This is a genomic window from Anaerobacillus sp. QJM3NY_17 (genome assembly GCF_056173665.1).
Genome location: NZ_CM149685.1, coordinates 599697 through 623963 on the forward strand (window position 1 = coordinate 599697; position 24267 = coordinate 623963).

Genomic DNA, 24267 nt, shown 5'->3' on the forward strand with positions numbered 1-24267 from the left:
AAAGTGATCGGTTTCCTTTTTCTTTTTGATTAAGTCATGTATAATAACAAATGTACATTTGTTCATGAGTGTGTTTACTAAATTTCAATATAAAAAAAGGAGTGTATACATATGACAACGACTCAAATGGATTCACTTGCTGTTAACACGATTCGTACGCTTGCAATCGATGCGGTTGAGAAAGCGAACTCGGGACACCCTGGGATGCCGATGGGTGCTGCACCAATGGCTTATACGCTATGGAGCCAATTTTTAAATCACAATCCTTCTAATCCAGAATGGTTTAACCGTGATCGCTTTGTTCTATCTGCAGGACATGGTTCTGCTCTTCTATACAGCATGCTACATTTATTTGGTTATGATGTTTCAATGGAAGACTTAAAATCATTCCGTCAATGGGGAAGCAATACACCAGGACACCCGGAATTTGGTGAGACACCTGGAGTTGACGCAACGACTGGTCCACTTGGACAGGGACTTGCTATGGCAACTGGTATGGCGATGGCTGAGCGTCACTTAGCAGCAACATATAACCGTGACGACTTCAATGTTGTGGATCATTACACATATAGCATCTGTGGTGATGGTGACTTAATGGAAGGTGTATCTTCAGAATCAGCTTCTCTAGCTGCTCACTTGAAATTAGGTCGTCTTATAGTAATGTATGATTCTAATGATATTTCTCTTGATGGTGATCTTGATCAGTCCTTCTCAGAGAACGTACAACAGCGTTATGAAGCATATGGCTGGCAAGTTATCCGTGTTGAAGATGGTAATGACATGGATACAATTGCAGACGCTCTTAAACAAGCGAAAAGCAATACTGAGCAACCAACACTAATTGAAGTGAAAACTACAATTGGTTATGGTTCACCAAACAAAGGCGGCAAAAATACTTCTCACGGTGCTCCTCTTGGTAAAGATGAAATTGCACTTGTAAAAGAGAACTATAAGTGGACGTTTGACGAAGACTTCTTTATTCCTAAAGAAGTGAAAGGTCAGTTTGCTGAACTTAAAGAAGCTGGCAGTAAGAAAGAACAGGAATGGAATGAATTGTTTGCACGCTATGAAGAACAATATCCTGAGCTTGCGAAGCAATTAACTGCTGCTCTAAATAATGAACTTCCTGAAGGATGGGATAGTGAAGTTCCTACTTATGAAAGAGGAACAAGTACAGCATCTCGTGCGGCATCTGGTGAAGTTCTAAACGCACTTGCTAAAAACAATGCGCAAATCTTCGGTGGATCAGCTGACCTTGCATCTTCTAACAAAACAATGTTAAAAGATGAGCAGGACTTTTCACCAGCGGATTATAGCGGACGCAATATCTGGTTCGGAGTACGTGAATTCGGCATGGCTGCGGCGATGAACGGAATCGCGCTTCATAAAGGTCTTCGCATCTTTGGAGCAACGTTCTTCGTATTCTCTGACTATCTTCGCCCTGCACTTCGTCTATCTGCATTGATGGGAGTACCGGTAACATACGTATTCACTCATGATAGCGTAGCGGTAGGAGAAGATGGTCCAACTCACGAACCTGTTGAGCAACTAGCTTCACTTCGAGCAATGCCAGGTCTTTCAGTTATTCGTCCTGCAGACGGTAACGAAACGGCTGCTGCTTGGAAGCTATCCGTTGAAGAAACAAATCACCCAACTGCTCTAGTGCTTTCTCGTCAGAATCTTCCAGTTGTGACAGATTCACATGATCAAGCATACGAAGGTGTTAAGCGTGGAGCTTACGTTGTAGCTGGTGGAGAAGACGCTGAAGCGATTCTTCTTGCATCTGGTTCTGAAGTAGGTCTAGCTGTTGAAGCTCAAGAACTATTAGCAAAAGAAGGTATTTCTGCATCAGTTGTCAGCATGCCAAGCTGGGATCGCTTTGATAAGCAGTCTGCTGATTATAAGCAAAGTGTACTACCTGACAATGTAACAGCACGTCTTGGTATCGAGATGGGCGTTTCATTTGGCTGGGATAAGTATGTTGGCCAAAAAGGTGATATCCTTGCAATTGATCGCTTTGGAGCTTCTGCACCTGGCGATACGGTAATCAAAGAGTTTGGGTTCACGCCTGAAAATGTTGTAACTAAAGTTAAGACAATGCTCTCTAAATAATACAATAGGTTTTAGTTGAGAGTGAGAGGCTTTCAGAAGGCGAAAATGGTCTTTCTGAAAGCCTTTTTCTTACCAAAAGATAACCAATTTTGAATACACAGGTGTTGCTATGGAAAAGGATAAACTTACAAAGGTAGTAGAGGCCGCACGCTTATACTACCAATTAGACTATAGTCAACAGGAAATCGCTAAGAGACTTGAGGTTTCAAGGCCAACTGTTTCCCGTTTATTAAAGCAAGCGAAAAGAGAAGGAATTGTTGAAATCAAGATTCATGATCCTTCACAGGATGTGCATTTGCTTGCTACCGATCTTGCAGAAGCTTATGGACTTTTAGATGCCAGAGTCGCAATTGTTCCAGAATTTGAAGATCAACTTGTAAAAAAACATATCGGTAAAATTGCAGCTGATTATTTAAATGCAACTATTCAAGATAATGATTTAATAGGAGTTTCCTGGGGAACAACTCTGAATGAAATCGGTAAGAATCTTCGTCATCAATTACTTAAAAACGTTTCAGTTGTACAATTAAACGGAGGAATTAGTTATTCCGAAACTAACACATACGCTTACGAAGTCATTCAAATGATTGGTCGTGCCTTTCATGCTACAAGTCACTTCTTGCCTGTTCCGGCTATTGTAGATCACCTTCTTGTAAAGCAAACAATGGAAGAGGATAGGCACATTCGGCGTGTGCTTGATATGGGCCGAAATGCGAATATCGCTCTTTATAGTGTTGGAATTCCAACAAATGACTCTGTTATTGTTCAAGCTGATTATGTGTCAGAACAAGAGCTTGAAGCGATTCATTCAAAATCTGTAGGAGAAATTTGTTCACGCTTCTTTGATGAAAAGGGAATGCTTATTCATGAGGAGTTAAATGAACGAACAATCGGAATTGATCTTGAAGATCTTTCAAGGAAAGAGAAAGCAATATTAGCTGCAGGCGGTCCGAAGAAAGTTGAAGCGATTTACGGGGCGTTGCAAGGTGGCTACGCAAATGTTTTGGTAACGGATCATTATACGGCTCGTGCCTTATTAGAGAAAAAACAGGGGAGGTAAAAAGCATGAAAATCACTGTTTTAGGACCATGGGGGGGATACCCTAAGGCTGGAGAAGCGAGTGCAGGATATCTCATTCAGAGTGAAGGGTACAACCTGTTAATTGACTGTGGAAGCGGAGTTCTATCTCAACTCCAACATCATCTATCTGTAGAAGAGCTTGATAGTGTAATCATTAGTCATTATCATCCTGACCACATTGCAGATACAGGTGTTCTTTACCACGGTCGCTTAATTCAATCAAAAATTAAATCTGAGCTTCCTGTGTTGCCAATCTATGGTCATCCATATGATGAAGCTGGATTTAATAGCTTGGATCATAAGCCTTATACAGAAGCAAGGGAATATAGAGAAGAAGATATTTTGGAACTTGGTCCTTTCTCTATTACTTTTCAAAAAACAAAGCACCCAGTTATTTGTTACGCAATAAGGGTAACAGATGGAGAGCATAGCATGGTGTTTACTGCAGATTCTAGCTATATAAAAGAATTTGAAACGTTTTCTGCTGGAGCTGACCTACTCATTTCCGAATGTAATCTATACAGTGATATGGATGGCTCTCAGATGGGACACATGAATAGTACGGATGCTGCTAAAATTGCAAAAGAAGCGGATGTATCTACACTGATGCTGACACATCTTCCGCACTTTGGTGATTTATCAGAACTTGAGAAGGATGCTAAACAACATTTCGATGGTGAAGTGATGCTTGCATCTACGGGGCTCGTGTGGAATTCAGAAAAATAGTTATAGTGAAAAACCAGAACGATATTGCCGTTCTGGTTTTTTAATGGGAAGTATGCAGCGGGCAGGGTCTCGATCGCTTCAGGCCTTCATCCGAACACAAAAACCGTGTTCAAATGAAGGCCCTCCAGCGCTTGTCGAGGCTAAACGGGCGCTTCCGCTTTTCATGTCTAGCTGCAGCCTCCAGACACTTGGTCACTTCACCCTATAACTCGAACACAAAGAGCGTGTTCAAGTTATAGGGCTCCAGTGCCTGCCGTGTCTAAACGGAGGCTTCCGCTTTTCTTTATTCCCCTAATGTTGAGTCTAGTTTTCCGTTCATGTCCATTAGGAAGCCGATTTCTCGGCCGAGTAGTCTGGCTAGTTCTTTGGATTTTTTTTCGCCTTCGGATTTGATTTGTTCAATGGTTAGGCTTGAGTTTAGGTTTGATGCCCCTACGATGACAGGGATTTCACCTTTTTCGTAATAAACGATTTTCATATTGCTCCTCCTCATAGTACGTTTGTTTACAATATTCGTAGAGCGAGAGCGGGGAAAGGGTAGTGTAGGTGGGGTTTTTCGTTCTTTTGTCAGGGTGTCATAAGTATCAGGTTTTGATTCCTTACTGATATTTCATTAGAATAGAAGAAGAATAAACAGGAGGTAAGGCTATGCTTTATATAGATAATGAAAACATCATGGATGCGGGGCTTAATCTGGCAATAGAGGAATACATTTTGAAGGAGCTTGATCCTGAGGAAACGTACTTGTTGTTTTACTCGATGAATCCGACAGTGATTGTAGGAAAAAACCAGAATACGATTGAGCAGATTGATACGAGTTATATACGCGAAAATAACGTGGATGTGATCCGTCGTCTTTCTGGTGGTGGAGCCGTCTATAACGATCAAGGTAATTTAAGCTTTAGTATTATTACAAAGGATGATGGAAACAGCTTTCATAACTATAAGAAATTTACGGATCCGGTTGTGAGGGCTCTTGGTAAGCTCGGTGTCGACGCAGAGCTAAGTGGACGAAATGATTTGCTCGTGAATGGCAAGAAAATTTCAGGCAATGCTCAGTTTTCGACAAAAGGTAGAATGTATAGTCATGGTACGCTTATGTTTAATGTCAACTTAGAGAATGTCGTAAAAGCACTTAAAGTAAACAAAGAAAAAATCGAGTCGAAAGGGATTAAATCAATTCGAAGTCGTGTTACGAATATTAGTGAGCATATGGATCAGGAGATGACGCGAGAAGAGTTTAAACAAACGCTACTTCAGTATATTTTCGAAGAGAAAGAGGAGATCCCATCTTATAATCTGAAGGAAAAGGATTGGGAGGCGATTCACAAAATTGCTGAAGAGCGCTATAAAAACTGGGATTGGAATTATGGTCGTTCACCGAAGTTTAATGTTCAGCATTCCAAACGCTTTCCGATTGGTTCGATTGATGTTCGACTTGAAGTTAAAAAAGGATACATCGAACAGGCTACCATTTTTGGAGATTTCTTTGGTGTTGGTGATGTAAAAGAACTTGAAAACAAATTAGTTGGTGTTCGTTATGAACCTGGTTCATTGGAAGAAGCACTTCAAAATTTAGATGTTTCTCATTATTTTGGGAAAATAACAAAAGAAGAGTTTATCGATCTTCTTTATTAAATGAAAGAAGCTGGGAGGCCAGCTTCTTAATTTTTTTATTTCATGTGAGATTGGCTTTCTAACTAGCTTACTAAAACGAGGGAGAATTGCTTTTTAACACGATTATCACTAAAAGATACTTTTGCTGTTTTGATTTAAATTATGAACTTTGCTCTGTTCCCCTTGCTACTGAAATTTTCTTCCAATATAATATATTTAGAAAATTAAAAATGAATGATTACTCATTCACATAGGAGGAGAGCGAATGAATTTATCTCAGCAATTAACAGAGACAGCTGCCACTTATCCTGAGAAACAGGCATACATTTATCAAGATAATGCTGTATCTTACAAAGAGTTTGAGCATAAGGTTTCTATGTTTGCTGCGAATTTATCGGCAGAAGGAGTAAAGAAAGACGATCATATAGCCCTTATTTTAGGAAACTCGCCGGAATTTCTAATTAGTTATTACGGTGCATTAAGAGCGGGTGCAGTCATCATTCCAATCAATCCTATCTATACCCCTGATGAAATCGGCTATCTCCTTCATAATGGAGATGTGAAAGCAATCGTGACGTTAGAGCAGGCACTACCTCTCGTTGAAAAAATGGCCGACCAACTTTATGGTGTAGGTCTAGTTGTTTATACAGGAGAGGGAACAGAAAGTAGAATGATTTCAAACATCAAATTGAAAACGTTTACAAATATGATTGAAGATCAAGGTAGGTCACTACCGGAAATAACCATTAATGAAGATGATCTTGCTGTTATTCTTTATACATCCGGTACTACCGGAAAACCAAAAGGTGCAATGCTTACCCATAGGAATATATTTAGCAATGCATCAGATACAGGATCATATCTCCAAATCTCCTCACAGGATGTGGTGATTACAGCCCTTCCGATGTTTCATGTATTCTGCATGACTGTTTCAATGAATGCACCGCTTATATCAGGCGGAACCATTGTCATCCTTCCTAAGTTCAGTCCTCAAGAAGTTTTTCGTGTTGCTGAGAAATACAAAGCAACAATTTTCGCAGGTGTACCAACAATGTATAATTTCCTCTATCAATATCCTGAAGGCCGTGCTGAATATTTTCAACATATGCGTATTTGTATTTCTGGAGGGTCTTCCTTGCCTGTCGCCCTTCTTCACCGTTTTGAAGAAAAGTTTAACGTCCGCATTTCTGAGGGATATGGGTTATCAGAAGCGGCTCCCGTTACGTGCTTCAATCCATTAGACCGACCTAGGAAAGCTGGTTCAATTGGTCGTAACATTACTAATGTCGAAAACAAAGTAGTTGATGAACTTGGGCAAGAGCTTTCGGTAGGGATGGTTGGTGAACTGGCAGTTAAGGGACCTAATGTGATGAAGGGGTATTATAAAATGCCGGAGGATACAGCCGTTACCCTTAAAGAAGGTTGGCTCTTTACAGGCGATTTAGCAAGAATGGATGAAGAGGGATACTTCTATATAGTGGATCGCAAAAAAGATATGGTAATCGTCGGAGGTTATAACGTTTATCCAAGAGAAGTAGAGGAGGTTCTTTACAAGCACCCAGAAATTGTAGAGGCTGCAGTTGTCGGGATACCTGATCCGAATTTTGGGGAAGCAGTGCAGGCTTTTGTTGTAACGAAGCAAAAGATTTCAGAAGAAGAAGTTATGAGCTTTTGCAAAGAACATTTAGCGAAATATAAGTGTCCCACGACAATCGAATTCATTGAAGAACTTCCGAAAAACACGACTGGGAAAATTCTGAGAAAAGCTCTTAGAAAACAAATGAACGTCTAAACCAAAAAGCTGATCCTAGTGGGATCAGCTTTTTATTATGAATAATCAGAAAACGATTGATATTTGTATGACAATAAAATATAATGACGTTAAATAAACGTTATATAGGTGGTGTGTGGAATAGTGGTAACTTCAGAACATCAAATGGCTCAGTTTATGGATCGTATTGATAATGGAGAAAAGATTGAAGCGGATGATTGGATGCCAGATGATTATCGAGAAGCCTTGATTAGGTTAATTTCAATGCATGGAATTAGTGAAATCATGGGGGCGTTACCAGAGAAAGAATGGGTTCCTAAAGCCCCTACCCTTTATAGAAAGCTTGCGATTATGGCTAAAGTACAGGATGAAATGGGGCATGGACAGTTACTGCTCCGTGTAGCTGAGGATTTAATGGAACCACTAGGAAAAGGTCGCGATGACATTATGCAGGACCTTTTTTCTGGAAGGTTGAAATTCCATAATGTTTTTCATATGGAGGCACCGACTTGGGGAGATGCTGGAGTGATTGCTTGGTTAGTAGATGGAGCGGCAATTATTTCGCAAACGATGATGTTAGGAACTTCTTATGGACCGTATGGCCGTGCTCTGAAACGCATCTGTGCGGAAGAGGTGTTTCATGCTCAGCATGGGGAAAGCATCATTATGGCTCTAGCGGAAGGAACAAAGGAGCAGCGTACCTTATTACAAGATTCTATTAATAATTGGTGGCCATCTCTTCTCATGTTTTTTGGACCGAAATCAAAAGCGGATACTGGTCACACGAATCAGGATAAGAATATGCGCTATAAGCTCCGAACGAAAACAAATGAACAGCTGAGACAGGAATTTCTTACGAAGTATGTTCCAAGAGTTTGGGCCTTGGGCTTAACCATACCAGATGAGACGTTAACGTATGATGAAGCAACTGCTGAATGGACGTATCAGCAGCCGGATTGGCAAGAATTTAAGCAAATTGTTAGTGGAAATGGACCTAAATCGAAAGAGCGATTAGCACTTCGCGTGCGTTCGTATGAGATGAATAGCTGGGTAAGAGATGCACTCGGTTCAAGCGTAAAAACGAATTTAGTGAGGTGATAGGGTGTGAGTGAAGAAAATAATCAGTTTTATGAAGTTTATGAGGTTTTTAGTAAGAAGACGGATACCGCATCACTACAGCATCAGTTTAGTCTTCTTGCACCTAATCGTGAGCTCGCCTTTATTATGGCGAAAGAAAATTTTTTTAGGAGAGAGCAGGCAGCTGATATTTGGGTAGTGAAACGTGATCATATTAAACGGATGAGTCAAGAGGAACGAGAGGCAATGAAGCATCTGGAGAAGAATTATCGTGAGACTAAGGGATACGGCTATTTAAGGAAAAAGTGGCGTCAGTATGAGCAAGAACAGCTCACTGAAAAAGACATTATGGGAGGAGGCGAGGGGTAATGAAGTCTGTGGAATATCAACAATGCTTAATTGAACTAATCTATCAATTAGCAGATGATGACTTTATTCTAGCTTATCGGGGTTCAGAATGGCTCGGCCTCGCTCCTCATATCGAAGAAGATGTGGCGTTTGCATCGATTAGCCAGGATTTAATGGGGCATGCAGCACTTTATTATTCATTGTTAGAAGAGCTTGGTGAAGGCGAGACTGATGTTTTAACACATCAACGATCAAATGAGCATTTTCGTAATTCTGTGCTTGTGGAGTTACCGAATGGAACGGGGACCTATTTAGAAAATCCATCGTATGATTGGGCTTTTACTGTTGTCCGAAATTACTTTTATACTCTCGCAAAAAAAATCCGGCTTGATTCTATTAAACAAGAATCCTATGAGCCTCTTCAACACATTGTTCAAAAAATCTCTATTGAAATGAGCTACCATATGATGCACTGGGAAGTGTGGTATGAACAGCTAATGAATAGCACTTCTGAAGCGAGAATCAGAATGGAGAAGGCGATCAGCATCGTACTTGAAGATCTAAGTGGCGTTTTTTCATACGGTCGTTTAGGAGATCAAATGGTGCGCCTCTCGCTTATTGAAGGCGAGGAAATTCTTAAGCAACGTTTTATCGAATACTTAAATAAAAAAGAGTCTACTTTTACAATGGGCATGAAGCAAGGAGATGGACGAAACGGGATTCATACAACGCATTTAATGACAGCATTGCTTACTCTTTCAGAAGTCTATCAATCTGTGCCTGCAGCTGAGTGGTAAGGAGGGGGACAACATAGAATGTTTCTTAAAGAAAGAGTCATGGAGGTTCTTGAAACTGTAAAGGATCCTGAAATTCCAGTTGTAAGCGTTGTTGATCTTGGGATAATACACGAAGTTCACACCTCCAATCACCGAGTGACAATTGAAGCTATGCCGACATTCTCTGGCTGCCCTGCCCTAGATATGATCAAAAGGAATATTGAGTTGGCTGTAGAAAGTATTCCTGAAGTGGATTTTGTAACTGTCACTTTCATTCGGTATCCGATCTGGACAACGGACCTTGTTTCTACAAAAGGAAGAGAAGCGTTGAAAAAGTTTGGCATTGCTCCCCCAGAAGAACACGATGGGAAGGAATGGAGAGTACCCTGTCCTTATTGTGAATCAGTTTATACAACGATGGACAATATTTTTGGGCCAGCTGCTTGTCGAAGTATATTGTATTGCAGGTCGTGTAAGAATCCATTTGAAGCGATGAAGCCTGTGTCGATTTAATTAAAATGAGAGAGGTTGATGAAGAATGGTCAAATTAATCGCATTGTACAAACAACCGGAAAATGCTCAAAAGTTCGATGAACACTACTTTAATACACATGCTCCGATTACATCAAAAATTCCCGGTCTTAAAAAAATGGAAGTAACTAAAATAGTTGGTTCACCAATGGGGAAAAGTGACTACTATCTTATGTGTGAAATGTATTATGAAGATCACGAAGCGATGAAAGCTGGCATGAAGTCGCAAGAAGGAAAAGCCTCAGGGAAAGATTTGATGGGGTTTGCGGGAGATCTTGTCACACTAATGGTTGGCGAAGAAGTTGGAGAGACAGCAGATACAAAGTAGAAGAGGCGGTGTTAATAAGATGTTCGAAACGATTGAGTATGAAGTGAAAGATCGTGTAAGTTGGATTCGTCTAAATCGACCGAATAAATTGAATGCGTTTACATCTTTGATGAACAAAGAAGTAGCGAAAGCGGTCAATCAAGCAACAAACGATCAAGAGGTTCGCTGCATTGTTATTACAGGTAATGGAAGAGCTTTCTGTTCTGGTCAAGATTTAAGTAGCGTTGAAGAAGGTGTGGATCACGCGGAAATGCTCAGATCTACTTATAACCCAATGGTGAAAGAAATAACGTCATCAAGTAAGCCGGTGATCGCTGCTGTGAATGGAGTAGCGGCGGGTGCTGGAATGAGTCTTGCTCTAGCGTGTGATTTTCGGTTAGCTCATGAGCGTGCAAGCTTTATTGAGGCTTTTGTTCATGTTGGGCTTGTTCCTGATTCTGGGAGCACTTACTTTCTACCGCGATTACTTGGTCATGCGAAAGCACTGGAGCTTGCTATGCTTGGAGAGAAAGTAAGTGCTGCAGATGCCAAAGAGCTTGGTCTTGTGACAGACATGTTCTCAAATGAGTATTGGGAGCAAGGAATGAATCAGTTTGCCAATCGCTTAGCTAGTCTTCCTCCTAAAGCGGTGCAGCACATTAAGCAAAACTTTCAAAGAAGTTGGGAAAGTAATCTTGATGAAGTACTTGAGATGGAAGCTGTGACTCAAGGAGAAGCCGGAAAAACGAACGATCATCTTGAAGGCATTCAAGCTTTTACCGAGAAACGTAAACCAGTTTTTCACGGCAGTTAAGTTATGAGAGAAAAAAGCAGGAAAATGGGGGTAAATCAAGAATAGATGCTATAGAGTGAAAGTAGCCGTGGTGGTTGATTGCGCAATCAGCTCCCCCGGCTCTTTCCTATGCTTACAAACATAGAGGAGGTTTTTTTAATGGCTGTCGTTACATATGAAATGAAAAACCATGTGGCATACGTAATGTTAAATCGTCCAGATGTATTAAACTGTTTTAATTATGAAACACTCTCAGTTCTTCAAGGCATTGTTGATGATATTTACTCGGATCGAGAGGTGCGAGCCGTTATTTTTATGGGAGCTGGTGAAAGGGCTTTCAGTGCAGGGGCGGACTTAAAAGAAAGGCGAACACTTTCTGAGAGTGAGGTGCGGCGAAATGTGAAGAAGATTCGTGAGGTTTTCTCCTCTGTTGAATCGCTTCCCCAGCCAACGATCGCTGCGCTGAATGGTTTTGCTTTTGGGGGAGGGTTTGAGCTCGCTCTTGCATGTGATTTTCGATTTGCCGTCGAAGGAACAAAAATGGGCTTAACTGAAACGAGTCTTGGCATCATACCTGGTGCGGGAGGAACGCAACGGTTACCTCGTTTGATTGGAACAGCGAAAGCAATGGAATTAGTTTTAACTGCTCGCAAACTATCATCTGTAGAAGCCTACGACTACGGAATTTTAAACGGTGTTACGACTCGTGAGAATTTACTAGGTACGTGTGAAGAGCTAGCGAGAGAGATCTGTCAAAATGCTCCTATTGCGGTACAGCAGGCGAAATTTTCCGTTCGTGAAGGTATGAATGTAGACCGTCATACTGGTATGGCTATTGAATCTAAAGCATATGAAGTAACGATTCCAACAGAGGATCGTCTCGAAGCGTTAGATGCTTTTGCAGAGAAAAGAAAACCAGTGTTTAAAGGAAAGTAAAAGTTGCTTTGGACCAATGGCTCTGGTAGTATAACATCATATTTAAGCGACGTATTCATAACGGAATGAAGTTATGACGAGCGGGGGTATGATGATGAGTGAAGGTTTAAATACAAGATCAATGATTTTTACACTGTATGGAGAATATATCAGACATTATGGAAATGAAATTTGGATCGGAAGCCTGATTCGTCTTTTGAAAGAGTTTGGTCATAACGATCAATCTGTTCGAGCGGCCATTTCAAGAATGAGTAAACAAGGTTGGGTGGAATCCAGGAAAGAAGGTAACAAAAGTTTTTATTACTTAACAGACCGCGGTGTTAGAAGGATGGATGAGGCTGCGCGAAGAATATTTAAGCTTCAACCTTCAGAGTGGGACGGAAGATGGCGAATGTTGCTTTATAACATTCCTGAAGAGAAACGTCATATTCGCGATGAGCTGCGTAAAGAGTTAGTGTGGAGCGGTTTTGGAAGTTCTTCTGCTAGTTTATGGCTATCTCCCAACCATCTTGAAGAACAGGTGAATTTGCTAATTGAGCAGTATGATATTCGTGATTATATCCATTTCTTCATAGCCGATTACAAAGGACCGCACGAGAGCATGGCTCTTGTAGAGGAATGCTGGGATTTGAATGAAATTAGTAATAAATATCGTGAATTCATCCAAATGTATAGTGAGCGCTATGTGATTGATCGAAGTAAAATTGAAAAAGGTAAGATGAGTGATGGGGAATGCTTTGTTGAACGGGCAAAGCTGGTTCATGAATATAGAAAATTTCTCTTCGTTGATCCAGGACTTCCCTCAGAACTATTACCTGAAGAGTGGCCGGGTGAGCATGCGGCTACGTTATTTAGTGACTATTACAGAACACTTGCCCAGCCGGCTTCTCGCTTCTTTGAAGAAATCTTTAAAGAAGGAAATGAGTTAACAAACAAAGATAACGGTTATGATGCATTACAGCATCCTCTCTTAACGGATCGCCTATAAAAAGAAGGAACGGAGGATTAACCTCCAGTTCCTTCTTTTTTCTATTCTTTTATTTCGAACGAGCTTTCTTTAAATTCTTTCCCTTTTGTTTTATAAGTTTCAATGGTTAGCTTAATCAGTTCTCTATCTTTATCTGTTAGTTCACGAATTACTTTACCTGGTGAGCCAAGCACCATGCTGTTTGGCGGGATTTTTTTACCTGATGGAATGAGTGTATGTGCCCCAATTAAAGAACCTTCTCCAATATCAGCTCCATCAAGAATGATCGCCCCCATCCCGACTAGAGCACCTTTTCGAATGGTGCAACCATGAAGAATGGCGTTATGACCAACTGATACCTCATCCTCAAGAACGAGAGGATACCCTTCAAATAGATGACAGGTGCAATTGTCCTGAATGTTGCATCCTTTCCCGATACTAATCGGTGCTTCATCACCTCTTAAAACAGCGTTAAACCAAACTGTAGAGTCCTCTCCGATTGAGACATCTCCGATGATTTTTGCGCCGGGTGCGACAAAAACATTTGGAGCGAGAGTAGGTGCTATACGATTATACGAAAATAACATAGTTGCTCTCCCTTCTTTTTTAGCTTGCAAACTATTTTTTCATTGTTTCAAAATAGAAGTTTCATATTAAGCAGGAATTATGTTGATCTTCTTTGAATGTTATTAATAAGTATAACACGAATGTTTTGTTTCGTATCATTATCGTTATATGAATGAAAGGAGGGATATAAATGAAAAGAGTCTGTCAGCTATTTTCCATTCGTTATCCAATTATACAGGGGGGAATGGGGAATATTTCGAGTCCGATTCTTGCATCGGCGGTATCTGAAGCAGGAGGACTAGGAACGATTGGAACTGGAACGCTTAGTCTTGAAGAAGTGGAGAGCCTCCTTCTTGATATGAAACAGCGAACAGCTAAACCATTTGCTCTCAACATACCAATTACTGTTACAACAGATTTAAAGGGGATGTGTGAACTTGCAGTAAAACATGCTGTTCCTATTGTTTCTCTTTCCGCAGGAAATCCTGCACCTTATGTTCCCTTTCTTAAAGAGTGCGGTATAAAAGTTATTTGTGTAACAGCTAGTGTCAAACAAGCGAAAAAAGCAGAAGAATCCGGTGCAGATTTAATCGTAGGAGAAGGGTATGAAGCAGCTGGAATTAATTCTCCACTAGAGATTACTACGATGACCCTGATTCCTCAGCTCGTCGCAAGTGTGCAAATACCAGTTATTGCAGCAGGTGGGATTGGAGATGCTAGAGGGTTTGCTGCAGCCTTAGCTCTTGGGGCAGAAGGAGTACAGATGGGTACACGATTAATTGCGACAGAAGAATCGCCATATCATGAGCGATATCTAACAAAGCTTCTAGAAGCTAACGATACTGAAACAGTTATCGTTGGGAGATCTGTTGGAAAAGTGAGAAGGGTTTTGAGAACTGAATACGCAGATCAGTTATTAAAAGCTGAATTAAGTGGAGTAAAGCCTGAAGACTTTGCGGCGATGACTGATGAAGAGAAACATCGGATAGGAGCAGTAGAAGGACGACTTGGAGATGGATTTATTAATGGAGGACAAATAAGTGGGATAGTCAAATCTATTCCTTCTGTCCAGAAACTATTTGAAGACATGGTTGAAGGAGCATTACTAATTTATAAAAATAAACTGGAAGAGTTTGAGAAAATATCTATGAAGAAGTAGTCATATATCAAGTGTTATTTTTAAAATATATTAAATAATTCAAATTGTTTGAATACTCGTTGACAAGCTAGAATAGCAAGTGTACCATAACGATACGATATCCCGGTTTAGTCAAGAATTTTCAGTGGATAAAGAATATAACAACAATAAGTTTAGAAAACTTATTTGGGGGAGGACAGGCGTTTGAGATCCTGGAAAAAATGGTTAGGTATTTCTCTAGTTAGTGTGATGGCTCTTACGGGTTGCGGAACGAACAATTCCTCATCAAACACGGATTCTAGTAGTGGAGAAGCAGAGGATAAGGAGTCTTATACAATTGGCGTGACTCAAATTGTTGAACATCCTTCTCTAGATGCTGCTTATGAAGGATTTAAAATGGCGCTTGAAGAGAATGGATTTAAAGAAGGCGAGAACATTTCCTACGATGTTCAAAATGCGCAGAACGATATGAACAATAGCAATACGATTGCACAAAATCTAGTTGGAGATGAAGTGGACCTAATCTTTGCTAATTCAACACCAAGTGCACAATCTGCATTAAATGCGACCTCAGATATTCCAATTCTTTTCACATCCGTGACTGATCCAGTCGGTGCAAAGCTTGTTGAAGATTTTGATAAGCCAGGAGAGAACATTACGGGAACGACTGATACACATCCAGAAGCCATTCCGAAAACAATTGAATTTATAGCAAGTGAATTTGACGCAAAAAATGTAGGACTCATCTACAATGCTGGTGAACAAAATTCTGTTGCGCAAGTGGACATTGTAAAAGAAGCGATGGAAGGTACAGATATGAAGGCTGTTGAGAAAAGTGTCTCTACTTCAGCTGAAGTTAAACAGGCTGCAGAAGCACTTGTTGGTAAGGTGGACGTGATCTACATTGTAACTGACAATACTGTCGTATCAGCACTTGAGTCGGTAATCAGCGTAGCGAATGATAAAGATATTCCGATGTTCGCAGGAGAATTCGATTCTGTTAGCCGAGGAGCATTTGCAGCATATGGCTTTGATTATAAAGATATTGGATATGAAGCTGGCCTGATGGCTGCGAAAATTTTGAAGGGGGAAGAGACGACGGCAGATATCCCCGTTCAATACCCTCAGAATTTAAAACTTAAAATGAATCAAACAGCGGCAGAAGAAATGGGCATCGAAGTGAAGACAGAATGGGAAGAGATGGGGGAATATATCGAGTAGATCATTAGGTTCGAAAAAGAGAGAGCTTCTTTTTCGAACCTATTTTTATCAGATGGACTATGAACGTGCTTTCAAATGATAGGGAAGAGGAGGGCGCTTAAGATGGGCTCAGCAATGTTTGGGGCAATAGAATCTGGCATTATATATGCCATTATGGCACTTGGAGTGTATTTATCATTTCGAATTCTTGATTTTCCAGACTTAACTGTTGATGGAAGTTTCGTAACAGGGGCAGCCATTGCTGCTATTCTGATTGTAAACGGGACTAATCCCTTTTTTGCTACGCTTGTAGCCATTGGAGCAGGTTTCTTAGCGGGTTGTGTGACGGGTCTTCTACATACTAAGGGGAAGATTAATCCTCTTCTTGCGGGAATCTTAATGATGATTGCTCTTTACTCAATCAATTTAAGAATAATGGGGAGATCGAACGTTCCGCTCTTAAATGAAGAATCCATTTTCACAAAGATAGAAAGTTTTTTTGAGACATCGGGACTTGATTCGGTTTTAAATAATATGGCATCAGGTATTGGCTTAGGAAATCTCACTTCAACATGGGCTATATTAATAAGCATGCTTGTTGTTACGACAGTGATTAAAATTTTGACTGATCTTTTCTTACGTACTCAAATTGGTCTTGCCCTCAGAGCGACAGGTGACAATAAACGAATGATTCGGAGTTTCTCAGCAAATACGGATAGGCTAACGATTATTGGACTTGGACTTTCAAATGCACTTGTTGCGTTAGCAGGAGCGTTAATTGCTCAGTATAGTTCATTTGCAGATGTGGGTATGGGAATCGGAATGATCATTATTGGTCTTGCGTCGGTTATTATTGGGGAGGCTATCTTTGGAACAAGGACGATAGCTGTGACCACATTCGCAGTTATAGGTGGCGCAATTGTCTATCGTATTGTTGTGAGTCTTGCCCTCCGAGTGGATTTTCTTGAAACAGGTGACATGAAATTAATTACGGCAATTATCGTTATTGCTGCACTTGTTCTTCCACAATTAATTGATGGTCAGAAAGAGCGAAACCGTAAAAAACGAAAACGCCTCCAGCAAGAAGTGAAATTGAAAGAAATGAAGGAGGGGGACGAAGGGTATGCTTCAACTAAATCAAATTCACAAAGTATTTAACGAAGGGACTCTGGATGAAAAAGTAGCGTTAGAAGACATTAACCTAACCCTTAAAACCGGCGATTTTGTAACCGTTATTGGAAGTAACGGGGCTGGTAAATCGACTTTAATGAATATGGTATCTGGCGTCTTAACACCTGACGTTGGGGACATATTCATTGATGAAAAAAAGATTACAAGTTTACCAGAATATAAGCGGTCAAAATTGATCGGGCGCGTTTTTCAGGATCCGATGGCTGGAACAGCGCCATCGATGACGATACAAGAAAATTTAGCATTAGCTTATAATCGAAATCGGAGACGAACGTTAATGAAGGGCGTGACGAAGAAACTGAAAACAACTTTTCAGGAAGCGCTCGAAACACTTCACCTCGGCCTTGAAGATCGCTTATCCGCAAAAGTTGGTTTGCTTTCAGGAGGAGAAAGACAAGCGCTCTCCTTATTAATGGCGACCTTTACAGAACCAAAAATGCTTTTATTAGATGAACATACTGCAGCACTTGACCCAGCAAGAGCAGCCCTAATCACAAAACTAACCGGAGAAATTGTGGAGCGAACGAACTTAACGACACTCATGGTTACTCATAATATGCAACAAGCCTTAGATTTAGGGAACCGTTTAATTATGATGGATAGCGGTAAAATTATCTTAGAAGTAGAAGGAGAGGATAAACAGAACTTAACGATTGAAGCGTTACTTCATGAATTCCAGCGAATAAAAGGGGCCAAAATGACAAATGATCGCGCCCTGTTAGGATAGTGAAGTTAGATAATAAGAGTAAGAGCCCCCACTTAGCGAAATATGAAGTGGGGGATTTGTTCCTATAATAGCTCGTCAATTGACTCATAATCTTGAAGTTCACTTTATTGTTTTGATTTTTTTGACAATTTATTGACGGTTAATATACGCAATGTTATTATATCGTTAAATAAACGTCATATATTATAGTGTGATGTTAAAGGGGTGAAGCAGGTGAAGAGTGGTATTACGATCGGCCAAAGTACTGTTATTCAAATAGAGGTAACCCCTGACATGTATGCAAAATTTGAAGGAAAAGTAGTCCACAAGGCATATTCAACTGTTTCGATGGTTTACCATATGGAATGGGCAGCAAGACAGCTAATTCTTCCTTTTCTTGAAGAAGAAGAGGAAGGCATTGGTGGGGGGATTGAAGTAAAACATCTAGGGCCAGCTTGCGAAGGACAAATGGTCGAGATCTTTGCCGTTATCATTTCGCTAACACACAAATCTGTCATTAGTCGAGTAGACGTGAAAAGAGGATCAGAACTTATCGGGACAGGGAAAGTGATTCAGTTCATTCTTCCTAAGAACGTTATCGATGAAAAATTAGCAAGCACTAAAATGTAAGCGATTTCATAAAGGGGTGATAATCGTGTTTGATCGAATCATAGAGCATGAACAGTTACTTTTTTGTAATGATGTCGATACAGGTCTAAAAGCCATCATTGCCATACATAACACAACGCTTGGTCCGGCGCTTGGAGGCTGTAGAATGAGACCTTATGAAACGGTCGATGATGCGATAGAAGATGTGTTAAGGCTGTCAAAAGGGATGACATATAAATGCGCTGCAGCAGATGTTGACTTTGGTGGTGGAAAAGCAGTCATCATCGGGGATCCGCTAAGAGATCGAACTCCAGAGCTTTTTCGCGCATTTGGCCAGTTTGTCGAATCGTTGAACGGGCGGTTTTACACTGGTACAGATATGGGAACGACTCCTGATAATTTCGTTCATTCATTAAGAGAAAGCAGCTGCATTGTCGGTGTTCCGGAAGAGTATGGCGGAAGTGGAGATTCGTCAGTTCCAACCGCTAACGGTGTGGTCTATGGAATACAGGCTACAAACAAAACTGTGTTTGGTTCAGAAGAGCTAGGAGGGCGCACTTACGCTATTCAAGGGCTTGGGAAAGTTGGATATAAAGTAGCAGAACTGCTTCTAGAGCAAGGTGCAGATTTAATTGTTTCAGATATTAATCAGCATGCGATTGACCGTTTGATTCAAAGAGCTATTGACCTAAACCGTGGGGTGAAGGTTGTTTCTGGAGACGAAATCTATGAAGCGAATGCTGATGTATTTGTTCCTTGCGCCCTTGGAGGAATAATTAATGACCAAACGATTCATAAGCTTAAAGTACGGGCAGTTGTTGGATCTGCTAACAATCAGCTTTTAACAAATGAGCATGGTGATTTGTTAAATGAACGCGGCATACTTTATGCTCCTGATTATATAGTAAATAGCGGCGGTTTGATTCAAGTATCTGATGAGCTTTATACGCCAAATCCAAAACGAGTATTGCAAAAAACCAAAGCCATTTATGACACCTTGCTATCTATTTTTGAGCAAGCAGAGACGCATTCTTTTTCTACGATAAAAGCAGCGAATCTTTTTTGCGAAAAGCGTTTGGAAAGTAGGAAACGAAGAAATAGTTTTTTTGCACATAAGAAACCTGGAAAATGGACAGTTCGCTCTTAAAATAGAATGAAAGGTGGATGTCAATGGATCTAGCTGAGCAGTTTCCGTTGAGACAACTCGTTAATGGGGAAGGTAGGCAATTGGAAGAAAGTGAATATGTCACAGTAGAGAACGCCAGGCGCTTTTATGAGCAAATGACGTTCTCACGCATGTTTGACCGAAAAGCAGTCAATCTTCAGCGTCAGGGACGAATTGGTACGTATGCTCCATTCGAGGGTCAGGAAGCTTCTCAAATCGGAAGTGCGCTTGCTTTAGAAGATGGAGACTGGATGTTCCCAACGTATCGCGATCATGCTGCAACAGCTGCTTTCGGACATTCCCTCGTTAATATTTTTCTATATTGGAAAGGGTGTATTGAGGGGTGTGTCCCACCAAAGGGTAAACATATTTTTCCGCCATCTGTACCTATCGCATCGCAAATTCTTCATGCTACAGGTACAGCGTGGGCGGAGAGGAAAAAAGGAAGCGATCGAGTTTCTATAGTGTATTTCGGTGACGGGGCAACATCTGAAGGGGATTTTCATGAAGGGCTAAACTTTGCAAGTGTGTTTCAAATCCCAGTTGTATTCTTTAACCAAAACAACGGGTATGCGATCAGCGTTCCTCTTGAAAGACAAATGAACTCTAAGACGATAGCTCAGAAATCACTTGGTTATGATATGCCAGGCGTACGAGTGGACGGCAATGATGTCTTTGCTGTTTATAGTGAAACATTGAAAGCCGTAGAGCGAGCGAGGAAGGGCGAAGGGCCAACGTTAATTGAGGCCGTTACGTGGCGCTATGGGGCACACACGACGACAGATGAGCCTTCGAAATATCGCGATCAGGGGGAAAGTGAACGGAGAAGACAGGTGGAAGATCCAATTAAGAGAGTGGAGGAATATCTTAAAGCTCGAAATGCTTGGGAATCTGATTGGGTGGGACAGATCAAGAACGAAGCAGAAGATCGATTAAATACTGCTGTCTCGGAAATGGAAAAGACAAAGAAATCAGATGAAGCTCTTATGTTTGATCATGTGTTCGGCACTAGCGTTTGGCCAGTGCAGGAACAAAAAGAGCGCTTTTTTCACAAGGAGAGTGAAAAATGAGTATAGCGGTGAATATGAAAAAGCTAACGATGGTGCAGGCCATTACGGAAGCTTTAAAGGTGATGCTTGAAGAAGATGAGTCCGTTCTTGTGCTAGGGGAAGATGTTGGGAGAAATGGCGGTGTTTTCAGAGCCACAGATGGGCTTTATGAACTTTTTGGTGATGACAGAATCATAGACACGCCGCTTGCAGAGTCAGGCTTAATAGGAACTTCGATAGGACTTGCGATGAATGGTTTTATACCAGTTGTGGAGATTCAGTTTCTTGGCTTTATTTATCCAGGATTTAATCAAATTATGACACATGCGACGAGAATTCGAACGAGAACACAAAGTCGTTATACAGTACCACTGACGATTCGAGTGCCTTATGGAGCCGGTGTAAGAGCACCAGAAATTCATAGCGATAGTACAGAAGCGCTATTTGCTCACATACCAGGGTTGAAAGTTGTCGTGCCATCAACGCCACATGACGCAAAAGGGCTCCTTATTAGCAGTATAAAAGATCCTGATCCAGTCCTGTTTCTTGAGCCTATGAGGATGTATCGCACAGGCAAAGGTGATGTACCGACGGGAAGTTATACGATACCACTAGGCAAAGGGTACAGACGGCGTAATGGTAGTGATGTTTCTCTTTTTGCTTGGGGAGCTATGATGAAAGTGGCTGAGCAAGCTGCTGAAAAAGCAGCTTCCAATGGGATTGAGTGTGATGTGATTGACCTCAGGTGTCTCTATCCTCTTGATAAAGAATTGATCTCTGATTCAGTCCAAAAGACTGGGAGAGCGGTTATCATTCATGAAGCTGCATCATCTGGAGGAGTAGGAAGTGAAGTTATCTCAATCATTAACGATACTTCGTTTCTCTATATGAAGTCACCGATAAAAAAAGTAACGGGCTACGATGCGCCAGTGCCGTTATTTACGCTTGAAGATGATTATCTACCTGATGCTAGTAAAGTTCTGCAGGCGATTGAAGAAACAGTTCGCTTCTAAAGGAGGGATCGTATATGGACGTGAAATTGCATGACATTGGAGAAGGAATGTCAGAAGGTGAAATTGTACAGCTTCTTGTTAAACCAGGTGATCAAGTCATAATTGATCAGCCGTTGGTCGAAGTGCAGACTGATAAAGTAACCGCTGAGCTTCCATCTCCGCTAGCGGGGAAAGTAGAAAGAATTCATGTAGCAGCAGGTGAAGTAGTTGAAGTGGGGGGTACGTTATTAACCATCTCTCCAATCTCTCAACACGTGGAGCAAACGCTTATTCCAAACCGAACGAAACGAATTTTAGCTGCCCCATTCACGAGGAAAATAGCGCGAGAAAATGACGTTGATATCGAGAGGGTAACAGGTACCGGGCCAGGGGGACGCATTACAGACGAAGATGTTTTAAGACATATTGCCACGTTACAAAGTCCTCGAGAGCCTCAAGAGCAAGAAAAAGCAAACGAAACGAATCTATTACAAACTGATACCATTCCATTTTCAGCGAGACGGAAACAAATCGCAGCAAAAATGAAAAAATCCACTCTCACAATTCCTCATGTTACACATTTTGACGAAGTAGATGTGACGAATGTATTAGAGATGAAAAAGACTCTTCAAGAAAAAAGTGGCGTATCTATTTCTGTTGCTGCCTTTTATATTAAAGCAGTATGCCTTGCACTTAAGGAATATCCCATTTTCAATTCGGAATTAAAAGAAGAGGAAGGTCTCATTTATTTAAACCCTGATATCCATATTGGTTTAGCAACGGATACGGAGGAAGGGCTCATTGTGCCTGTTATTCACGACTGTGACAGACTTTCAATTAAAGGCATTCACACTAAGATGAAAAACCTCCATCAATCTGCTATGAGTAATCAGCTCAAGAGCAAAGACCTTTCATCTGGTACATTTACGATTAGTAACGCAGGACCGCTTGGTAGCACTGGGGCTACGCCGATTATTAATTATCCAGAAGCGGCTTTACTTGCTTTTCATAAAACAAAAAAAATGCCAGTTGTTACGGAAAAAGACGAAATCATTATTCGCTCAATAATGTCGATATCAATGACGTTTGATCATCGTATCGCAGATGGAGGGACATCTATGCGCTTTACGAATCGCTTTATTGAATTGATCGAACAACCTTCTCTATTTATAACGGAGCTTGTCTAATGGTTGTAGGTGAGATCATTCATGAAAAAGATGTTGTCGTGATTGGCGCAGGGCCAGCTGGTTATGAAGCCGCTCTTCGACTTGCGAAGCATGGAAGAGACGTTACTATGGTAGATCGATCTCGATCAGGTGGGGAATGTCTTCATAGAGGATGTATACCATCAAAACTACTGGCATCTTCAGCGAGAAAAATGAAGGAAACGGCTCCAGGGGTAACGATAGCTTCATCGTTTTCTATGGAAAAATGGCATAGCGAGAAAAATCGCATGATCGATTCCATGGAAAAAGGTCTTGAGATGCGCTTTAAGTCAAATAACATTGACTGTGTAAAGGGACATGCAGCGTTTTTATCTTCTGAGCGAATTGGTGTAGAACAAGGGGAGAAATTTGAAGTTTGGTCATTTAACGATGCGATTATTGCAACAGGGAGTCGACCCAAAACCCCATCCTTCATTTCAATCGGAAAAGAAAACATTTTTCCTGTAGAACAGCTCTATGCGTTATCCTCCCTGCCTAATCGACTTGTTATTTTTGGAGCAGATTATCTTACGGTAGAGGCGGCGAGTACGTTTCGCTCGCTAGGTGTAGACGTATCGATTGTGACAGACCAAGAAGCGATTCTTTCTGAATGGGATGAAAGCATTCAACGTGAATGCAAAAGGCAATTTAAAAAGCAAAAGGTTCAGGTGTTCAGAGGAGTATCTGATTGCAGTGTAAAGGACGATGGTCTTGGATTGATATTCCGTAACCAAAACGGAGAAAACGTTGAATTAGAAACAGAAATAATTGCCTATTCGATTGGAAGGATTCATAATAGTGATTCGCTTGGATTGGATCAAGCGGGAATAGACTTACAAGATGATGGATATATTCACATTTCTGAGGGATGTGAAACGTCAATACCAATGATCTATGCCTGTGGTGATGTAACTGTGGGACCCTCGCTTGCTGCGAAGGGAATTAAGCAGGCGAAGACGGCGGCGGATCGTTGCTGCGGTATAAAAGCCGCATTTACGCTCGATTGTCTTCCGCAAGTCATCCAAACTCAAATTCCGGTAGCATCTGTAGGTTTAACGGACAAAGAAGCGAAAGAAGCAGGGTATGAGTTTATGACGGCAAGTTCTTCTATGCAAGCAAATGGTTATGCAACAGTCATGGGCCATAAAGAAGGTCGGATCAAAGTCATTCGAGATCGACAAAGTCATGTGCTTCTAGGATTTCATGCTGTGGGTGCTGGTGCTGTTGAACTGATCGAAAAAGCAACGCTAGCTCTTGAGATGGGGGCAAGAGACGAAGATTTTATCTATCCTTATTCCCCGCATCCAGGATATGGTGAAGCCTGGACAGAAGCGGTTGAAATGACTGTTGAATCAGTAGTGAAAACAAAAGTTAGATGATAAAAGACCAGGCGAGCGAAAATAT

25 protein-coding genes are annotated in these 24267 nt (G+C 41.1%); 23 read left to right on the top strand and 2 right to left on the bottom strand.

Annotation, left to right across the window (positions count from 1 at the left end):
• Positions 1 to 111: 111 nt before the first annotated feature.
• From tkt to AC0VYV_RS03280, 3 genes are all read left to right on the top strand, one after another.
• A complete protein-coding gene (gene tkt, locus AC0VYV_RS03270) occupies positions 112 to 2112 on the top strand; it encodes a transketolase (RefSeq protein WP_475374445.1) in 2001 nt (666 codons plus the stop codon).
• A gap of 109 nt (positions 2113 to 2221) precedes the next feature.
• Positions 2222 to 3172, top strand: coding sequence for a sugar-binding transcriptional regulator (locus AC0VYV_RS03275; protein ID WP_430246875.1), 951 nt, complete (start codon positions 2222 to 2224; stop codon positions 3170 to 3172).
• 5 nt (positions 3173 to 3177) lie between these two features.
• Positions 3178 to 3918: an MBL fold metallo-hydrolase gene (locus AC0VYV_RS03280; protein ID WP_475366532.1), complete on the top strand. Its 741-nt coding sequence runs from the start codon at positions 3178 to 3180 to the stop codon at positions 3916 to 3918.
• Between the two features lie 283 nt (positions 3919 to 4201).
• Here AC0VYV_RS03280 and AC0VYV_RS03285 read toward each other — a convergent pair whose 3' ends face one another.
• A complete protein-coding gene (locus AC0VYV_RS03285) occupies positions 4202 to 4396 on the bottom strand; it encodes a hypothetical protein (protein ID WP_048313175.1) in 195 nt (64 codons plus the stop codon).
• 170 nt (positions 4397 to 4566) lie between these two features.
• On the opposite strand from AC0VYV_RS03285, the gene AC0VYV_RS03290 reads away from it, so the two are divergent.
• The 10 genes from AC0VYV_RS03290 (at position 4567) to paaX (ending at position 13062) form a co-directional block, all read left to right on the top strand.
• Positions 4567 to 5556: a lipoate--protein ligase gene (locus tag AC0VYV_RS03290; RefSeq protein WP_430246873.1), complete on the top strand. Its 990-nt coding sequence runs from the start codon at positions 4567 to 4569 to the stop codon at positions 5554 to 5556.
• A gap of 244 nt (positions 5557 to 5800) precedes the next feature.
• Complete coding sequence (locus AC0VYV_RS03295) at positions 5801 to 7327, top strand: fatty acid--CoA ligase family protein (protein WP_475366534.1); 1527 nt, start codon at positions 5801 to 5803, stop codon at positions 7325 to 7327.
• A 144-nt stretch (positions 7328 to 7471) separates the two neighbouring features.
• Positions 7472 to 8404 carry a 1,2-phenylacetyl-CoA epoxidase subunit PaaA gene (gene paaA, locus AC0VYV_RS03300; RefSeq protein WP_475367448.1) on the top strand — a complete coding sequence of 311 codons (933 nt, stop codon included), beginning with the start codon at positions 7472 to 7474 and terminating at the stop codon, positions 8402 to 8404.
• A 6-nt stretch (positions 8405 to 8410) separates the two neighbouring features.
• The gene (gene paaB / locus AC0VYV_RS03305) at positions 8411 to 8752 is read left to right on the top strand and encodes a 1,2-phenylacetyl-CoA epoxidase subunit PaaB (RefSeq protein ID WP_303533085.1); all 342 of its coding nucleotides are present in this window, start codon (positions 8411 to 8413) and stop codon (positions 8750 to 8752) included.
• Complete coding sequence (paaC, locus tag AC0VYV_RS03310) at positions 8752 to 9528, top strand: 1,2-phenylacetyl-CoA epoxidase subunit PaaC (RefSeq protein WP_475366535.1); 777 nt, start codon at positions 8752 to 8754, stop codon at positions 9526 to 9528. The genes paaB and paaC overlap by 1 nt, the downstream gene beginning before the upstream one ends.
• Positions 9529 to 9546: 18 nt before the next feature.
• Positions 9547 to 10020 carry a 1,2-phenylacetyl-CoA epoxidase subunit PaaD gene (gene paaD, locus AC0VYV_RS03315; protein WP_194220244.1) on the top strand — a complete coding sequence of 158 codons (474 nt, stop codon included), beginning with the start codon at positions 9547 to 9549 and terminating at the stop codon, positions 10018 to 10020.
• 25 nt (positions 10021 to 10045) lie between these two features.
• A complete protein-coding gene (locus tag AC0VYV_RS03320) occupies positions 10046 to 10366 on the top strand; it encodes an EthD family reductase (protein ID WP_194220243.1) in 321 nt (106 codons plus the stop codon).
• 19 nt (positions 10367 to 10385) lie between these two features.
• Complete coding sequence (locus AC0VYV_RS03325) at positions 10386 to 11159, top strand: enoyl-CoA hydratase/isomerase family protein (protein ID WP_430246864.1); 774 nt, start codon at positions 10386 to 10388, stop codon at positions 11157 to 11159.
• 138 nt (positions 11160 to 11297) lie between these two features.
• On the top strand, positions 11298 to 12074 hold the full coding sequence (locus AC0VYV_RS03330) for an enoyl-CoA hydratase-related protein (protein ID WP_430246862.1): 777 nt from the start codon (positions 11298 to 11300) through the stop codon (positions 12072 to 12074).
• 94 nt (positions 12075 to 12168) lie between these two features.
• Positions 12169 to 13062, top strand: coding sequence for a phenylacetic acid degradation operon negative regulatory protein PaaX (gene paaX, locus AC0VYV_RS03335; protein ID WP_475366536.1), 894 nt, complete (start codon positions 12169 to 12171; stop codon positions 13060 to 13062).
• Between the two features lie 41 nt (positions 13063 to 13103).
• Here paaX and AC0VYV_RS03340 read toward each other — a convergent pair whose 3' ends face one another.
• Positions 13104 to 13628 carry a gamma carbonic anhydrase family protein gene (locus AC0VYV_RS03340; RefSeq protein ID WP_475366537.1) on the bottom strand — a complete coding sequence of 175 codons (525 nt, stop codon included), beginning with the start codon at positions 13626 to 13628 and terminating at the stop codon, positions 13104 to 13106.
• Positions 13629 to 13798: 170 nt separating this feature from the next.
• Between AC0VYV_RS03340 and AC0VYV_RS03345 the strand changes: the two genes are divergently transcribed.
• From AC0VYV_RS03345 to AC0VYV_RS03390, 10 genes are all read left to right on the top strand, one after another.
• Positions 13799 to 14767 (top strand): NAD(P)H-dependent flavin oxidoreductase, encoded by a 969-nt coding sequence (locus tag AC0VYV_RS03345; RefSeq protein ID WP_194220239.1) that lies wholly within the window; start codon positions 13799 to 13801, stop codon positions 14765 to 14767.
• Between the two features lie 228 nt (positions 14768 to 14995).
• A complete protein-coding gene (locus AC0VYV_RS03350; RefSeq protein WP_475367449.1) occupies positions 14996 to 15967 on the top strand; it encodes an ABC transporter substrate-binding protein in 972 nt (323 codons plus the stop codon).
• Between the two features lie 102 nt (positions 15968 to 16069).
• Entirely contained in the window at positions 16070 to 17104 is a 1035-nt protein-coding gene (locus tag AC0VYV_RS03355) for an ABC transporter permease (RefSeq protein ID WP_475366538.1), read from the top strand.
• Complete coding sequence (locus AC0VYV_RS03360) at positions 17070 to 17864, top strand: ABC transporter ATP-binding protein (protein ID WP_194220237.1); 795 nt, start codon at positions 17070 to 17072, stop codon at positions 17862 to 17864. Before AC0VYV_RS03355 ends, AC0VYV_RS03360 begins: the two co-directional genes overlap by 35 nt.
• Positions 17865 to 18077: 213 nt before the next feature.
• Positions 18078 to 18473, top strand: a complete 396-nt coding sequence (locus AC0VYV_RS03365) for a thioesterase family protein (protein WP_475366539.1) — start codon at positions 18078 to 18080, stop codon at positions 18471 to 18473.
• Positions 18474 to 18492: 19 nt separating this feature from the next.
• On the top strand, positions 18493 to 19599 hold the full coding sequence (locus AC0VYV_RS03370) for a Glu/Leu/Phe/Val dehydrogenase (RefSeq protein ID WP_194220260.1): 1107 nt from the start codon (positions 18493 to 18495) through the stop codon (positions 19597 to 19599).
• 23 nt (positions 19600 to 19622) lie between these two features.
• Positions 19623 to 20687 (top strand): pyruvate dehydrogenase (acetyl-transferring) E1 component subunit alpha, encoded by a 1065-nt coding sequence (gene pdhA / locus AC0VYV_RS03375; RefSeq protein WP_475366540.1) that lies wholly within the window; start codon positions 19623 to 19625, stop codon positions 20685 to 20687.
• Complete coding sequence (locus AC0VYV_RS03380) at positions 20684 to 21679, top strand: alpha-ketoacid dehydrogenase subunit beta (RefSeq protein ID WP_475366541.1); 996 nt, start codon at positions 20684 to 20686, stop codon at positions 21677 to 21679. Before pdhA ends, AC0VYV_RS03380 begins: the two co-directional genes overlap by 4 nt.
• Before the next feature lie 14 nt (positions 21680 to 21693).
• Complete coding sequence (locus AC0VYV_RS03385; RefSeq protein WP_475366542.1) at positions 21694 to 22845, top strand: dihydrolipoamide acetyltransferase family protein; 1152 nt, start codon at positions 21694 to 21696, stop codon at positions 22843 to 22845.
• Positions 22845 to 24242 (top strand): dihydrolipoyl dehydrogenase family protein, encoded by a 1398-nt coding sequence (locus tag AC0VYV_RS03390; protein ID WP_475366543.1) that lies wholly within the window; start codon positions 22845 to 22847, stop codon positions 24240 to 24242. The genes AC0VYV_RS03385 and AC0VYV_RS03390 overlap by 1 nt, the downstream gene beginning before the upstream one ends.
• Positions 24243 to 24267: the final 25 nt, after the last annotated feature.

Bases quoted from the DNA above. Each gene is read 5' to 3' on its own strand.
- tkt (WP_475374445.1), top strand. From the start codon at position 112: ATGACAACGACTCAAATGGATTCACTTGCTGTTAACACGATTCGTACG.
- AC0VYV_RS03275 (WP_430246875.1), top strand. From the start codon at position 2,222: ATGGAAAAGGATAAACTTACAAAGGTAGTAGAGGCCGCACGCTTATAC.
- AC0VYV_RS03280 (WP_475366532.1), top strand. From the start codon at position 3,178: ATGAAAATCACTGTTTTAGGACCATGGGGGGGATACCCTAAGGCTGGA.
- AC0VYV_RS03285 (WP_048313175.1), bottom strand. From the start codon at position 4,396: ATGAAAATCGTTTATTACGAAAAAGGTGAAATCCCTGTCATCGTAGGG.
- AC0VYV_RS03290 (WP_430246873.1), top strand. From the start codon at position 4,567: ATGCTTTATATAGATAATGAAAACATCATGGATGCGGGGCTTAATCTG.
- AC0VYV_RS03295 (WP_475366534.1), top strand. From the start codon at position 5,801: ATGAATTTATCTCAGCAATTAACAGAGACAGCTGCCACTTATCCTGAG.
- paaA (WP_475367448.1), top strand. From the start codon at position 7,472: ATGGCTCAGTTTATGGATCGTATTGATAATGGAGAAAAGATTGAAGCG.
- paaC (WP_475366535.1), top strand. From the start codon at position 8,752: ATGAAGTCTGTGGAATATCAACAATGCTTAATTGAACTAATCTATCAA.
- paaD (WP_194220244.1), top strand. From the start codon at position 9,547: ATGTTTCTTAAAGAAAGAGTCATGGAGGTTCTTGAAACTGTAAAGGAT.
- AC0VYV_RS03320 (WP_194220243.1), top strand. From the start codon at position 10,046: ATGGTCAAATTAATCGCATTGTACAAACAACCGGAAAATGCTCAAAAG.
- AC0VYV_RS03325 (WP_430246864.1), top strand. From the start codon at position 10,386: ATGTTCGAAACGATTGAGTATGAAGTGAAAGATCGTGTAAGTTGGATT.
- AC0VYV_RS03330 (WP_430246862.1), top strand. From the start codon at position 11,298: ATGGCTGTCGTTACATATGAAATGAAAAACCATGTGGCATACGTAATG.
- paaX (WP_475366536.1), top strand. From the start codon at position 12,169: ATGAGTGAAGGTTTAAATACAAGATCAATGATTTTTACACTGTATGGA.
- AC0VYV_RS03340 (WP_475366537.1), bottom strand. From the start codon at position 13,628: ATGTTATTTTCGTATAATCGTATAGCACCTACTCTCGCTCCAAATGTT.
- AC0VYV_RS03345 (WP_194220239.1), top strand. From the start codon at position 13,799: ATGAAAAGAGTCTGTCAGCTATTTTCCATTCGTTATCCAATTATACAG.
- AC0VYV_RS03350 (WP_475367449.1), top strand. From the start codon at position 14,996: ATGGCTCTTACGGGTTGCGGAACGAACAATTCCTCATCAAACACGGAT.
- AC0VYV_RS03355 (WP_475366538.1), top strand. From the start codon at position 16,070: ATGGGCTCAGCAATGTTTGGGGCAATAGAATCTGGCATTATATATGCC.
- AC0VYV_RS03360 (WP_194220237.1), top strand. From the start codon at position 17,070: ATGCTTCAACTAAATCAAATTCACAAAGTATTTAACGAAGGGACTCTG.
- pdhA (WP_475366540.1), top strand. From the start codon at position 19,623: ATGGATCTAGCTGAGCAGTTTCCGTTGAGACAACTCGTTAATGGGGAA.
- AC0VYV_RS03380 (WP_475366541.1), top strand. From the start codon at position 20,684: ATGAGTATAGCGGTGAATATGAAAAAGCTAACGATGGTGCAGGCCATT.
- AC0VYV_RS03385 (WP_475366542.1), top strand. From the start codon at position 21,694: ATGGACGTGAAATTGCATGACATTGGAGAAGGAATGTCAGAAGGTGAA.
- AC0VYV_RS03390 (WP_475366543.1), top strand. From the start codon at position 22,845: ATGGTTGTAGGTGAGATCATTCATGAAAAAGATGTTGTCGTGATTGGC.